12 protein-coding genes are annotated in these 13810 nt (G+C 68.0%); 6 read left to right on the forward strand and 6 right to left on the reverse strand.

The window, feature by feature from the left end:
* Positions 1-531: 531 nt before the first annotated feature.
* Genes ACXJLU_RS03290 through ACXJLU_RS03300 form a run of 3 tightly spaced genes read left to right on the forward strand, consistent with a single transcriptional unit; the run spans position 532 to position 4743 of the window.
* Positions 532-2925 carry a hypothetical protein gene (locus ACXJLU_RS03290; protein ID WP_457329050.1) on the forward strand — a complete coding sequence of 798 codons (2394 nt, stop codon included), beginning with the start codon at positions 532-534 and terminating at the stop codon, positions 2923-2925.
* Between the two features lie 31 nt (positions 2926-2956).
* Entirely contained in the window at positions 2957-4417 is a 1461-nt protein-coding gene (gnd, locus tag ACXJLU_RS03295) for a decarboxylating NADP(+)-dependent phosphogluconate dehydrogenase (protein WP_457329051.1), read from the forward strand.
* 11 nt (positions 4418-4428) lie between these two features.
* Entirely contained in the window at positions 4429-4743 is a 315-nt protein-coding gene (locus ACXJLU_RS03300) for a hypothetical protein (RefSeq protein WP_457329052.1), read from the forward strand.
* 10 nt (positions 4744-4753) lie between these two features.
* Here the strand turns inward: ACXJLU_RS03300 and ACXJLU_RS03305 are convergent, their stop codons facing one another.
* A complete protein-coding gene (locus tag ACXJLU_RS03305; protein ID WP_457329053.1) occupies positions 4754-5041 on the reverse strand; it encodes a DUF1294 domain-containing protein in 288 nt (95 codons plus the stop codon).
* 274 nt (positions 5042-5315) lie between these two features.
* Between ACXJLU_RS03305 and ACXJLU_RS03310 the strand changes: the two genes are divergently transcribed.
* The 3 genes from ACXJLU_RS03310 to ACXJLU_RS03320 all read left to right on the forward strand — a co-directional run bounded on the left by ACXJLU_RS03310 (position 5316) and on the right by ACXJLU_RS03320 (position 6911).
* The gene (locus ACXJLU_RS03310; RefSeq protein WP_457329054.1) at positions 5316-5921 is read left to right on the forward strand and encodes a peptidoglycan recognition protein family protein; all 606 of its coding nucleotides are present in this window, start codon (positions 5316-5318) and stop codon (positions 5919-5921) included.
* Positions 5915-6352: a hypothetical protein gene (locus ACXJLU_RS03315; RefSeq protein WP_457329055.1), complete on the forward strand. Its 438-nt coding sequence runs from the start codon at positions 5915-5917 to the stop codon at positions 6350-6352. The genes ACXJLU_RS03310 and ACXJLU_RS03315 overlap by 7 nt, the downstream gene beginning before the upstream one ends.
* A gap of 226 nt (positions 6353-6578) precedes the next feature.
* Positions 6579-6911 (forward strand): hypothetical protein, encoded by a 333-nt coding sequence (locus ACXJLU_RS03320; protein WP_457329056.1) that lies wholly within the window; start codon positions 6579-6581, stop codon positions 6909-6911.
* Positions 6912-6927: 16 nt separating this feature from the next.
* Here the strand turns inward: ACXJLU_RS03320 and ACXJLU_RS03325 are convergent, their stop codons facing one another.
* From ACXJLU_RS03325 to ACXJLU_RS03345, 5 genes are all read right to left on the reverse strand, one after another.
* Entirely contained in the window at positions 6928-8328 is a 1401-nt protein-coding gene (locus ACXJLU_RS03325) for a right-handed parallel beta-helix repeat-containing protein (RefSeq protein ID WP_457329057.1), read from the reverse strand.
* Positions 8282-9070 carry a YdcF family protein gene (locus tag ACXJLU_RS03330; protein ID WP_457329058.1) on the reverse strand — a complete coding sequence of 263 codons (789 nt, stop codon included), beginning with the start codon at positions 9068-9070 and terminating at the stop codon, positions 8282-8284. Before ACXJLU_RS03330 ends, ACXJLU_RS03325 begins: the two co-directional genes overlap by 47 nt.
* A gap of 164 nt (positions 9071-9234) precedes the next feature.
* Complete coding sequence (locus ACXJLU_RS03335; RefSeq protein ID WP_457329059.1) at positions 9235-10092, reverse strand: XrtA system polysaccharide deacetylase; 858 nt, start codon at positions 10090-10092, stop codon at positions 9235-9237.
* Between the two features lie 17 nt (positions 10093-10109).
* Positions 10110-12254: an XrtA/PEP-CTERM system-associated ATPase gene (locus tag ACXJLU_RS03340; RefSeq protein ID WP_457329060.1), complete on the reverse strand. Its 2145-nt coding sequence runs from the start codon at positions 12252-12254 to the stop codon at positions 10110-10112.
* A gap of 7 nt (positions 12255-12261) precedes the next feature.
* On the reverse strand, positions 12262-13800 hold the full coding sequence (locus ACXJLU_RS03345; RefSeq protein WP_457329061.1) for a TIGR03016 family PEP-CTERM system-associated outer membrane protein: 1539 nt from the start codon (positions 13798-13800) through the stop codon (positions 12262-12264).
* Positions 13801-13810: the final 10 nt, after the last annotated feature.

Genomic DNA, 13810 nt, shown 5'->3' on the forward strand with positions numbered 1-13810 from the left:
CGGCCCGGCCGCGGCATGCGAACTGCTTCACGCCCTGCATCCAGAACAACCGCAGGCACACGCCGCCTTTCCCGGCAGGAACCGACGCGAAGTGAAGCCGGACTGACGCATCCCGTCAGCCGCGCCGCGTCATCCATCGGCGATTGCGATACGTCTCCCACCCCAAGCATGATGATCCGAAGCAGCCGAGCCGCACGTGTGGGCGGAACCGTTTCCACCCTTTTCCTGTCGATGCTGCTGCTGAGCGGCTGCGGCGCCGGGTCGGATGACAGTGGCACGCCCGCGCCGACACCGGTCGGGTCGGCACCTTCGCCGGCGCCCGCTCCAGCGCCTTCCCCGAGTCCTGCGCCAGCGCCAGCGCCGGCTCCGGCCCCTGCACCCGCGCCTTCACCGGCCCCCTCTCCTGCGCCGGCACCGGCTCCCGCACCGGCACCGTCCCCCGCGCCTGCGCCCTCGCCCGCCCCGGCGCCGCAACCCGCCGCGCTGACGCTGCCGATCGAAGTGCTCGGCGACGGCTCGCCGAAAGCCCCGTTGGTCGTCGAAACCCGCCTCGACCTCGACAGCAGCAAGCTCGCGTCAGCCACCAAGCTGTACCTGCTGTGCCACCGCTGCGGCTACTACGGCGCCCCCGAGTTCGAAGCGCTGGCCGCCACGCCGCCGAAGGTGAAGGCCAGCCTGCGCGTGCTCGGCGGCACCGACACCGCCGGCGAGGCCCAGGTGCCCTGGATCGACATCACCGACCAGACCGTCACGCTGGCCGACAACGAGCGCATCCACGGCGGCGTCAACGGCGGCTTCTTCACGACCCGCATCACGCTCGCGCTCGACACCGCGGCGCGCGCGCGGCTGGTCGCGTGGCCGAAGGGCAACCGCATCCAGTTCCGCTTCAACGGCACCGACGGCGAGAGCAACGGCTTCCGCGTGCTCGAGCTGCAGCTGCGCGATGACGCCGGCACCAGCCTCGCGAGCAACGCGGTGGCACGCGTCGATCCGCTGGTCGAGAAGAACGCCGGCAAGACGCTGACCGGCGACGTCGAGCTCGGCCGCGCGCTGTGGAGCGCGCGCGGTGCGCTCGCCAAGTCGCCGCTCGTCAGCCGCAAGCTGCAGGCGGCCTGCTCGTCCTGCCATGCCGAGGACGGCCGCGACCTGCAGTACTTCAACTACTCGAACAACTCGATCGTGCAGCGCAGCCGCTACCACGGCCTGAGCGAGGCGCAGGGCAAGCAGATCGCCGCCTTCCTGCGCTACACGCTGCAGGGCGTGCCGCACGCCCCGAAGGCGCGCCCGTGGAACCCGCCGTACCAGCCGGGCCCGGGCCTCGACTGCAGCGGCATCGGCTGCGAGACGCAGTGGGCCGCCGGTGCCGGGCTGGAGGCGGTACTCGACAGCGCCACCGACGCCACCAAGGCGCTGTTCGGCAAGCCGCTGAGCGGCGCGCTGAGCGTCACGCAGGCCGAGGTCGACAAGGTGATGGACCCGAGCGCGACGATGAACACGCGCGAGATGCAGATCCCGATGCAGTTCCCCGACTGGAACGCCTGGCTGCCGACCACGCACCCGTACGACGTGTGGCCGACCACCACCGAGGGATCGTTCGAGGCCGGTGCGAAGTTCAGCGCCGCCGACGGCAAGAAGGACCCGAACGGCAAGTACAAGGCGCTGCTCGCGTGGCTGACCGCGCACCAGAACCCGAACGGCGTGCATGGCGACTGGAGCCACCTGAAGGTGGACGAGCGCGTGCAGATCAAGGCCATGTTCACGCAGGCCGGCTGGGAGGGCTACAACTACCTGGGCGGCGGCCGCGGCAACCACATCGCGGCGAGCGGCCAGTACGGCGCGCAGGTCGGCGCGGCCAACCTGCAGAAGCTGGCGTCGGCCACGACCACCGCGGCCAACCCTGCCGCCTTCACGACCAACGCGTTCATCGAGCGCTCGGTGGCGAGCATGCTGCACTGGAACGCGGTGAAGCAGTGGGAGATGGCGCAGGTGTACGGCCTCGAAGGCAACCAGCAATGGTTCATCGGCGACAAGGACGCCGCCACCGGCGCCTGGAAGGGTCGCGGCGAGGCGCACGGCTGGCCGTTCAACAGCGTCAGCCTGTTCTTCCTGGCGCCGCACATGGTGTACCAGCAGGACACCGACAGCACCGGCAAGATCACCCGCGAGTGGTATGACGCGTGGGAGGCCGGCAACATCGTCGGCTCCTACTACCGCACCAACCAGTGGTACCAGCTGCAGATGTCGGTGAACCCGGGCGGCCAGAGCGACTGGGTGAACTTCTCGATGGACTGGCCGTACCTGACGGCCTTCGACGACTACCTGGGCATGAAGGTCGGCACCGCGACGCCGGCCGCCAAGGCCGCCAACGACACGCACTACGTGCGGCTGCTGCAGGCGCGCATCAAGTCGGCGCAGTACGTCAACAACGAGATCGTGCTGTACGACCCGGCGCAGCCCGACCTGTTCGCCAACCGCGGCCGCTACGGGCGCGGCCAGGTCGCCAAGCACCTGTCGGTGACGAACTTCATCGACACCGCGTCGAACAACGGCAAGGGCACGTCGAAGTACCGCTTCCTCGACGAGCTGTCGCCGGGGCTGTACCCGCGCGTGGTCAACGGCGCGATCCGCCAGTTCAACATGCTGTATTCGCAGACGGCCGCCACCGCCTGGCGGCGCTGCGACCCGAACAACAGCCAGCTGGGCGAGCCCGAACCGTGGGCCGGCTTCCGCTACTGCCTGGATGCGCAGCGCACGCCGCTCGGCCAGGCGGTGGACGGCAGCTACTTCATGAACCAGGTGAACTATCGCGCCACCACCGAGCAGACCGAGCAGTACGGGTTGTGGAAGGCGACGCAGATGGGGGCCGACCCGGCGCGGCTGAAGACCTGGTCGGACTGGATCGACCGGATGTGGCCGAAACCGTGACCGTCGCCAGGGTGACGGGAATGACGTCAAAATGGCCGCCATTCCCAACGTCTTCGCGCTGCGCGCCAACGTCACCATGAAAAGCGATTTCGGATTGATCGGCCTGGCCGTGATGGGCCAGAACCTGGTGCTGAACGTGGAGAGCCACGGCTTCCAGGTCAGCGTGTTCAACCGCACGACGGCCGTCACCGACGAATTCGTCGCCCGCCACCCGGGCAAGAAGCTGGTGGGCGCGGCGACGCTCGAGGCCTTCGTCGAGAGCCTTGCCACCCCGCGCAAGATCCAGATCATGGTGAAGGCCGGCGCGCCGGTCGATGCGGTGATCGAGCAGCTGATCCCGCTGCTGTCGCCCGGCGACATCGTGATCGACGGCGGCAACAGCCTCTACACCGACACCGAGCGCCGTGACGCGTACCTCACCAGCAAGGGCCTGCGCTTCATCGGCGCCGGCGTCTCGGGCGGTGAAGAGGGTGCGCGCAAGGGCCCGTCGATCATGCCGGGCGGGCCGGCCTCCACCTGGGAAGTGATGCAGCCGATCTTCGAGGCCATCTCGGCCAAGGTGGACGGCGAACCGTGCGTGATCCACATCGGCCCGGGCGGTGCCGGCCACTACGTGAAGATGATCCACAACGGGATCGAGTACGGCGACATGCAGCTGATCTGCGAGGCCTACAGCCTGTTCAAGGCGGCCGGCTTCACGACGCAGGAGATGGCGGCGATCTTCAACCAGTGGAACGAAGGCGAGCTGCAGAGCTACCTGATCCAGATCACCGGCAAGGCGCTGGAACAAATTGATGCCGAGACCGGCAAGCCGATCGTCGAGCTGATCCTCGACAAGGCGGGCCAGAAGGGCACCGGCCAGTGGACGCTGCTGAACGCGGCCGAGAACGCGGTGGTGATCAGCACGATCAACGCAGCCGTCGAGGCGCGCGTGCTGTCGTCGCAGAAGAAGCAGCGCGTGGCGGCCAGCAAGCAGCTGCAGGGCCCGACGGTCGACCTGTCGCCGGTGAAGTCGCAGCTGGTGGCCAAGGTGCAAGACGCGCTGTATGCATCGAAGGTGATCAGCTACGCGCAGGGGCTGGACCTGATGAAGACGATGGGCGAGAAGAAGGGCTGGGGGCTCGACCTCGGCCGCATCGCGGCGATCTGGCGCGGCGGCTGCATCATCCGCGCGCGCTTTTTGAACCGCATCACCGATGCGTACCGCAGCAACCCGCAGCTGACGAACCTGATGCTGGACCCGTTCTTCAAGGACCTGCTGAACCGCACGCAGCAGAACTGGCGCGAAACCGTGGCGCTGGCGGTGACGAACGGCATCCCGGTGCCGGCGTTCAGCGCGTCGCTGGGCTACTACGACAGCTACCGCTCGGAGCGGCTGTCGGCCAATTTGCTGCAGGCGCAGCGCGACTTCTTCGGGGCGCACACCTACGAGCGCATCGACAAGCCGGAGGGGACGATGTTCCACACGGAATGGCCGGAAGTGATTGGTTGAGGAGCAGCGGCATGAAGCACACCTTGCGCATCACCTTGTTGCTGGCGGCTTCCATGGCCGGTGCCGCGGGCGCGGCCCGGGCCGATGAGGAGCCTTCAAAGATCGACCGTGCGGCTTCGGCTGTCGGTCATGCGGCATCGACCGCAGCCACCAAGACCGGCAGTGCGGTGAAGCACGCCGCCGAGGTCACCGGGGCGGCGATTCAGAAGGGCGCAGAGAAGACCGGCGAGGTCGTGCGCAAGGGTGTCGAGAAGACGGGCGAAGTGATGAAGCGGGGCGGCGAGAAGCTGCAGTCGTCGGCGAAGCCGGCGTCTTCGAGCGACTGACCCACGCCGATCAGCGGAAGCTGGTCGACAGCATCACGAACCCCAACACGTTCACCACGACCGTGACCCAGAACACGCGGCGGAACGATGCCTTGGCAGACTTGTGGCGCAGCCACCGCTGCGCGAGCAGCGCGCCCGGCCAGCCACCAGCGAGCGACAGCAGGTGCAGCGTGCGTTCCGGTGTGCGCGGCCCCTTGCGGCGCGCTGCGGATTTGTCGATCGCATAGACGACGAACGTGATCACGCTCAAGCCGGCGTAGGCCGCGGCGATCAAGAGCAGGGGCCAGCGGATGTTCATCGTTGATTCGGGAGAGTACGACGCAGGATCGTACGTGACACTCCCGTATTGACGCGGCCTCCGCTTGGCAGTCAAATCGCCGCTCTCCATGGCACCTCATCAGGTGCATCCGGAGACGAGCACTCGCCACACGGCGTCCACCGCTCCACGGCGCAACTCCCTCGCGCCTTCCCCCTGAAGTACAGCGTCCGCGCTTGCTCCGACATGAACCGGAGCGACGCGGGTTCGACCACGCGTGCCATCCATGGCCCGTCTCGTCTGACCGAGGAGAAACATGCTGAACATCGATGCCCAGGGCCTGGTCGTGGACGGTCGCATCGTGAGGGCCATACGCCCTGCCATCGAGCGAGCGCCGATGTTGATCATCAGAGGGCTCATCGTGCACCAAACCGGCGGAGGCAGCGCTCAGTCCGCACTGGAGAGCTACCAACGCCAATCCGCAAACGGCGCCCACTTCCTGATCGACAAGGACGGAACCATCTACCAGACCGCCTCGTTGCGCAAGCAAACCTGGCACACGGGCAAGCTGAGGAGCCGGTGCATGCTGGAGGCACGCTGCTCAACGGCGGAACAGCGGCTCAACAACAGCTTCAACCCATCGCAAGAGAATGCAAGAGAACAGCTCAAGTCGGTTCCCGATCGATATCCGTCGAATGCCGATGCCATTGGCATCGAACTTGTCGGCGAAGCCTTGCCACGCGGAGGAAGTACGCCCGATGCGCTCAAGACCTACGAGCCAGTCACGCCAGCGCAGAATGCGGTCCTGCCATGGTTGATTCAGGAACTGTCGAACACGCTGAACATTCCGCTCTCAGAGGTGTTCCGTCATCCAACTGTCTCTCGCAAGAACCCTACCGAAGCCAGTACCGCACGATGGTGAAACACGGCATCGCGTCACTTCTTTTCGCGTTCAGCGCCGCCGTTCAGGCGGGTGGCAACGGCTGCACCGCGGGATCCGAATTCGAACCGTCTCTGTGCCCGATCCACTTGCCCAGGATCAAGTCGGTCTCCGTGGAAGCGAATGCAGTCAAGGCATCGACAGAGACCGATCCGGCCGTCAACTGCGCCCCGTTCAAACTGGGCGAACGGCAGGTACGTCGCTTCCTCGCTCGCTCGAAGCAGGCCGACGCGAACGACGCGCATCACACGCTGGATTGGTCGCCCTGTCATGCGACAGGAACGATCACGTTCGAGGATGGCAGCTCAGCACACTGGAGCATCCATCAGCTGCGCAGTGGAACGCTGACCTTCGATGGCGGCGCCACCATGGTCCTCTATTGCCGCCACTGCGGATTCAAGCCCTTCCTGTGACTTGGAACAGCGGTGCCTCAGCGCGCCGCCCAACGCGACGATATCGATTGCCTCGGAACAAGGCGCCCGTACAGATGCACCTCCAGTGGCAATCGGCGGCGAACCCTCTTGGCATGGCGACTTGCTTCGCTTGTAATCGTTCGGCCGCGTCGTCTGAGCAGTCGTCCTTGGTCGTAGAGAGGGTGTGAAGGCGGGCATCGATCCACCCACCTACGCGACCCATCCCATGAAGACGACAACGCCTGCGACCGCGGTCCCCGATGAAGCTCGAGAGATCAGCCTGTACACCATCGTTGTCGAATTCGTCGGAGGAACCTACGTTTCACAGACCCGCGCCGACAACGAGAGATCAGCGCTGTCGTCCTGGTGCAAGACGATCCGCACCGACAAGGATTTCGGACCGGACTCCGGCCGCCTGGCCGAAGAAATCGAACATGAAGCGGACGCGGCACGACTCTCCCTTCTCGACGGGCTCGAGTCGGCCTGGAGCTTCACGACCGTCTTGAACGATCGACTGATCCTGGGCCATGTGATCAAGACAGTGCCACCTCCCGCCTGAAACACACCAGGCGATGTCACGGCCGCGGCCCCACCCCCTCCACCGGACACGCCGCTCTCGCCCCCACCACCGGCCTCGGTGGACACCCTGCCAGCGCCGGCTCCGCCACCAGCCGCTGATCCCACGCCACCCCACCCGCCTTCGGCTGCAGCGCGTTCGTGTCGACGAACACCCCCTCCGCCGACGGCAGCACCACGCTATGCCGATCCAGCCCGGTCGCGTCGCGCCAGCGCTCCAGCCCGACCCGCTCGACCCGCTTGTCCTCCCAGCTGAACAGCCCCGGCGCGCCGCTGCGCATCGCATACACGTTGCGGTCGATCACCAGCGTGCGCGCATCGCTCATCGCGTCCGACGTGATGCGGATGAACGGCAGCTTCGAGCCGCCGATGATCAGGTTGTTGGTGATCGCCACGTCGGTGCCGCCCTGGTGGATCTCCGACTCGTTCGACACCAGCACCGAGCCGTGCGTCAGCAGCCCGGTGTTCCAGCAGGTGTTGTTGTGGATGCGCGGCCGCCACGACGACGACGTCGCCAGGCAGGCCCAGCCCACCTCGCTGATCACGTTGTCGCGGATCACGCCGTCGTAGGTCTCGTACGGCCCGTCAACCAAGCGGTCGTCGTCGGTCTCCTGCCCCAGCATGATCGCGTTCGACCAGGTGCGCTCGACGCGGTTGAACTCGAACACCGTGTTGCGCGAATTGCCCTTTGCATAGAGGCCGATCGACGGGATGTCGTGCACGTGGTTGAAGGCCACCCGCGTGCGGTCGGCGCCGACGATGTCGATGCCCTGCGCGTTGTCGCCGATCTTCGCGTTCGGGTGGTGGATGCGGTTGTGGATGATCTCGACATCGTCGGCGGTGCGCACCAGCTTCACCACGTCGACCCGCGAACAGCACAGGTCGTTGTCGAGCAGGCGCACGCGCGGCGTGTCGATCTTGATCGCATAGCCCTCCTCCTGCCCGTCGGCGCTGCCGCGCACCTCGAGCCCGCGCACTTCCCAGTACATCGGCTGGCACACCGTGCCCTTCGGCGCCTCTTCGTCGCAGGTGCGGTGGTAGAAGTAGATCGACGGCCCGCGCCCCGTGCCCTGGATCACCGCGCGCTCCTTCACGTGCGCGCGCAGCGTGATCCACGCGTCGGCGGTGCCGGGGTTGCGGATGACCGCGCCGTCGTAGGTTCCGGCGCGCAACTCGACGATGTCGCCGGGCTTCACGCGCTGCACCGCGGCATCCAGCGTGCGCAGCGGCGCCTCGAGCGTGCCGACCGCACGGTCGGTGCCGTCGGGTGCGACGACGAAGGTGCGCGGCTGCGCCGAGACCGTCGCCGCGGCGGCGATCAGCGCAGCGGCCAGCACGCCGCCGCGGTTGCCACTACACCCAGCCGCGAAGCGAATACATCGCCAGACCAAGCCACTCATGCAGCACCTCCTCGAGCGCACCGGGCGCCTCGTTGCTGGGCACGAAATGCTGCCACTTCAGCGCCGTGTCGGCGCGAAAATCGCAGGGATACGGCAGCACGTCCAGCCCGACGCCGCGCGCCGCGGCCACCGAACGCGGCAGGTGGATCGCGCTGGTCAGCAGCAGCACCCGGCCCTGCGCACGCAGGCCGAATTGGCGCTCGCTGAACAGCAGGTTCTCGTGCGTGTTGATCGAGCGCGTCTCGACGCCGATCGCCGACGCCGGCACGCCCAGCCGCTGCGCGGCCGAGGCCATGTGCTGCGCGACCGAATCGGAGCCGTCGGGCAAGGGTGCGCCGGTGAACATCAACTGCCCACCGAAGCGCTGGTGCAGCTCGACGGCCTTCTCGGTGCGCTCCCAGCTCGGCGCGCCCATCACGACGGTGTAGCCGGTGTCGGTCTTGCGGAACCAGCCGGCGGTCAGCACGAGCACGCGCGGGCCGTCGGCGCCGGGCAGCGCCTTCAGTTGCGCGTCGGTGGGGATCGGCCACCAGCCCTCCAGCTGCGCGAGCAGCGTGTTCGCGGTGGCAGGGATCGAGATGATGTAGACCGCCACGCCGAGCAGCGCGAACCCGTGTCGCCAGCGGTGCAGCCGCCCGGCCTTCGCGCGCCAGGCGCGAACGCTCAGCCACGCGAGGCCGAGCAGCACGTACAGCGGCATCGCCAGCAGCAGGTGCACCAGGTCGGTCAGGACGGAGCGCATGGTGTCAACCTCAAGAAGCGGCACATTCCCGTTCGCCCTGAGCCTGTCGAAGGGTTGTGTCCGACGCGCGCATGGCCTTCGACAAGCTCAGTCCGACCCTTCGACAGGCTCAGGGCGAGCGGGATTCTTTGCGACGGCCGGGTTCCTTCCGGGACCTGTTTCGCTCAGGGCGAACGGGGATTCTCGATGCCGAACACTCGATCCATCCGCCCCCAGCGGAAATCGCCGAGCAGGCGTTCCAGCCGGCTCTCGGTGCGGTGCAGGTTCACGTAATGCCGGAAGCGCGTCTTCAGCCCCGGGCCGGGCACGCGCGGCTGCAGCGGGTCGATCTCCCACGGGTGCATGTAGAAGATCGCCGGCGCCTGCTCGTCGCGGTTGAAGCGATCGATCGCCCAGCGCGACACGCCATACGGCGCAAAGCGAAAGTACCCACCACCACCCGCCGGCAGGTTGCGCCCGAGCGCCCGCACCGTCGTGATCGGCAGCTCGGTCAGCCCGTCGCGCACCTGGTACGGAAAGCGCGGCGCATCCGGCATGCCGTAGTGGTCGTGCTGCACCGGGTAGACGCTGGAGCTGTAGACGTAGCCCGCTTCCTTCAGCACGTCGAAGGCCCACAGGTTGTCGGCCCCGATCGAGAAACTCGGCGCGCGGTAACCGATCACCGGCACGCCGGCGATGTCTTCGAGGATGCGCTTCGCACGCGTCACGTCGTCGCTGAACGCCTCGCGCGACAGCTCGCTGGCCCGCTGGTGCCCGTAGCCGTGGCTCGCCAGCTCGTGCCCGTCGGCGACGATGCGGCGCACCACCTGCGGGTAGCGCTCGGCGATCCAGCCCAGCGTGAAGAACGTGGCCTTCGCACCGTTCTCGTCGAAGCGCTTCAGCAGCCTGTCGACGTTCGCCTCGACGCGGCACGGGATCGAATCCCAGCGGTCGCGCGCGATGAACGGCGCCAGCGCCGAGACCTGGAAGTAGTCTTCGACGTCGACCGTCAGCGCGTTGGTGATCGGGTTCTTGGTGCTCATGGGTTCATCGGAAAAATTCAGCGGACGGATTCAGCAGCGCGCGCAGTGGACGAGACCCGCATCGACGCCGGCAGCCAGCTGCGCAGGTGCTTCGCGATGCGGCTGGCGGTGCCGCCATCCCAGTATTCAGGCACGTCGACGCGCGCGGATTCGGTCAGCAGAATCTCGCGCACCGCCTTCAGCGCCTGCTCGACGTTGCGGCCGACGACGATGCTCGACGGATCGGCCACCGGCGTGCCGCTGCGGTCGTTGCCGAGCGTGATGCTGCGCACCCCGAGCGTCACCGCCTCCTCGACCAGCTCGCCTTCGCTGCCGGCGATCAGGCAGCGCGCCTGCTGCAGCAGCCCGATCTCTTCGAGGTAGCCCTGCGCCGGCATCACGATGACGCCGGAATCGGCCAGCCGCGCTTCCTGCCCGGTCGATTTCAGCGCGACCAGCGCCTCCTCGCGCAGCGGCCACACCAGCGGCAGCTCGCGGCCCAGCGTTGCCAGCATCGGCAGCAGCTCGTCCATCGCCTTCGGCTGCAGCGCGAGGCTCACCAGCCCGAAGCCGCGCGGATCGTTCAGCACCGCCGGCGAGAGCTTGGCGCGCGCGAACGATTCGAGCGGCGGCACCGCATGCGGCAGCCCGAAATGCAGCAGGTTGGCCGCGAGGCTGCCGACGCAATGCACCCGGTCCGACGGGATGCCCTCGCGGTACAGCGTGTAGTAGGTCAGCAGCTTGTTCGTGTACAGCGCATCGGCCAGGCGGTCGATCAGCACGCCGTTCATCTCGGCACTGGCGCTGCCGCCGGTGTTGCGCTGGCCGGCGTCGAGCCGCAGCACCGGCACGCCGCGCTTGTTGGCGAGCAGCGTGCACATCAGCACCGCATCCGATTTGCCGACCGCCAGCACCGCGCTCGGCATGAACTCGGCCAGCACCTCGTCGAAGCGCGTCAGCGCCGCGGCCGAGCCGTGCGCCACGCCGATCGCGCCGATGCCGAGGTGGATCTCCATCTTCGGCAGCGGCAGCACCGCGGCGCCGGCCGCGCCGATCGCCAGGCCCTCTTCGGTGCCCGGCTGCACCGCCATCACCGGCGGCAGGTCGCCGTACTCCTCGAGCACGCGCGACAACGCGCCGACCTTCAGGAAATCGGTGCGGGTGTCGACCACGCACAGCAGCGGGCGCTGCAGCTTGCTGCCGCTGCGCGAGCGCTGCACGACGCCGAGGCTGGCGTTCGAGCCGACGCCCGTGGTGCCGATGTCCACCGCCGCATCAAGCACCGGCAGCATCGGGTTCGGCGGGATCGTGACGTCAGGCCGCGCCGCATGACCTGCGTTCGACATCAGCATCGGCACGTCGGCCAGCTCGCCGATCTCGCTGCGCAGCTCGCCGGCGGTCTGGTCGACCGTCTCGGCCGAGATCGCGTCCTTGCCCGACAGGAAGGCCGCGAGGAAGAGCCGGTTGCACAGCCGGTTGATGCGGCGCGGCACGCCGCCGGTCCAGCGGTGGATCGCATCGAACGAGTCGTCGCTGAACGACGGCGAATCCTTCCAGCCGACGCGGTGCAACCGGTGCTCGATGTAGGCGCGCGTCTCGGTCTGGTCGAGCGGGCCCAGGTGGCACGACGCGATCACGCGCTGGCGCAGCTGCTCCATCGACTTCGATTGCAGCAGCGTGCGCAGCTCGGGCTGGCCGATCAGGAAGCTCTGCAGCAGCGCATGGTTGCCGAGCTGGAAGTTCGACAGCATGCGCAGCTCTTCGACCGCCTCGTGCTTCAGGTTCTGCGCCTCGTCGACGATCAGCAGCGCACGCCGGCCCTTCGCGGCCAGCGCGGTCAGGAAGCCTTCGAGGCTCGCGATCAAATGCGCCTTCGACGCGCCGGCGGTCGGCACGCCGTAGGCAGTCAGGATGGCGCGCAGCAGGTCGCCCGATTCGAGCTGGGTGCTGACCACCTGCGCGGCCACCACCTTCTCGGCGTCCAGCCCTTCGAGCAGCGTGCGCACCAGCGTGGTCTTGCCGGCACCGATCTCGCCGGTGACGATGATGAAGCCCTCGCCCTGGTGCACGCCGAACTTCAGGTAGGCCAGCGCATTGCTGTGGCCGCGGCTGTCGAAATAGAACGCCGGGTCCGGGTTCAGCTGGAAAGGCGGGCCGCTCAGGCCGAAGTGGGACTCGTACATGACGGATTCAGAATTTGTAGCGCAGCCCGGCGTAGAGGGCCTTCTCGCCTTCGAGGTCGACGGAGTTCAACGACGCGCTGTTGGATTTGACGGTGAGGCGGCGCGCGCCGAGGGTGACCGTGGTGTGCGGCGACAGCGTGCGCGAGCCCTCGACGCGCAGCGAATACTGCGTCGTGTAGCGGCCGAGGTTGGTGCCGCCGAGGCCTTCGATGCGCGAGCCGTCGCCGATCACGGTCAGCGTGGTCAGCGGCCCGAGCTTGTAGTCCCAGCCGAGCGAGGCCGATTTCTGCTCGGTGTCGTACGACGGGTCGGGAATGTTGGTCTGGCCGGTCATCTGCAACGCCTGCTGCTTCAGGTAGCCGACCTGCAGGTAGATGCGGTTGCGCCGGCCCTGCAGCGCGGCCTGGAAGCCGACGCTCTCGCGCAACTGCGCCACCACCGAGTACAGCGCGGCCGGGTTGATGCCGCCGCCCACTGGCACCGGCGACGCGCTGCCGGGTGGCAGCACGCTGTTGTCGGGGATGCCCTGGCTCGACACCGTGCGGCTCGCCTGCAGCCCGATCGTGGTGGTGGCCGAGTTGTGCGCGTAGACCGCGTCCCAGGCGTTGCCGAAGTAGCGGTGCTCGACCGTCACGCGCAGGTTGCTGCGCTCGTCGGGCCGCCAGGTCACGCGCCCGCCGTACAGCGTGTCGGTCGGGGTGTCGGCCAGCAGCGAGGTCTGCTCGCGCCCGCCGACGATGCCCAGCACCAGCTGCGGCTGCGGCTGCCAGTTCAGCCACAGGCGCGCCTCGCGCGTGCTGAGTGTCTGGCCCTGCGTGAAGTCGTCGCTCTCGTCGTGCGCTTTCACCTCGATCTGCAGGCCGAAGCTGCGCGGTGCTCGCTCGTACGAGACGATCTTGTCCAGGGCCTTGGTGGTGCGCGTCTGCTTGGTCAGGAAGTCGGTGATGCGCGCGTGCGAGTAATCGACGCGCGCCAGCATCGAATCGAGCTCGTTGAAGCGGTGCATCAGGTACGGGCTCAGCTGGTAGCGGCGGCGCGGCTCCAGCTTGTACGAGGTGGCGGCCTCCGGGCGCGTCGCGTACGGGTCGTCGAAGGTCGGGTCGATCCGGTACCAGGCGTCGAAGTAGGCCCAGTCCTCGACCACCTTCGAAGCGAGGTCGATGCGGGCGCGCGGCAGCAGGCGCGCCGGCTGGCTGTCGTTCAGGTAGGTCAGCCCGCTGACGGCCGCATTGCCGCTCAGCGTGATGCGCGGCCCGCGCCGCTCGAACACCACCGACGGCTGCACCTCGAGCACGGTGTCGCTCTGCTTGATGCCGAGGTCGGGCGTCGCGTTGTCGGTGTGCACCAGCCGCGAATCGATGGCGAACACGACGTGGGTGGCCGGCGGCGGGCCGGCCGGGGCAGAAGCTGCCGCCGCGGCCGAGGGGGCGGAGATGCTGCCGAACGCGCCGGTGCCGGCGCCGGGGGCGGCCGGCGTGCCAGGGGTCGCCGCCGGTGCGCCGGAATACTGGCCCCAGGCGCCGAAGCCGCATCCCAGCAAGGGCACGGCCAGCAGT

Source organism: Rhizobacter sp. P5_C2, from assembly GCF_054049715.1.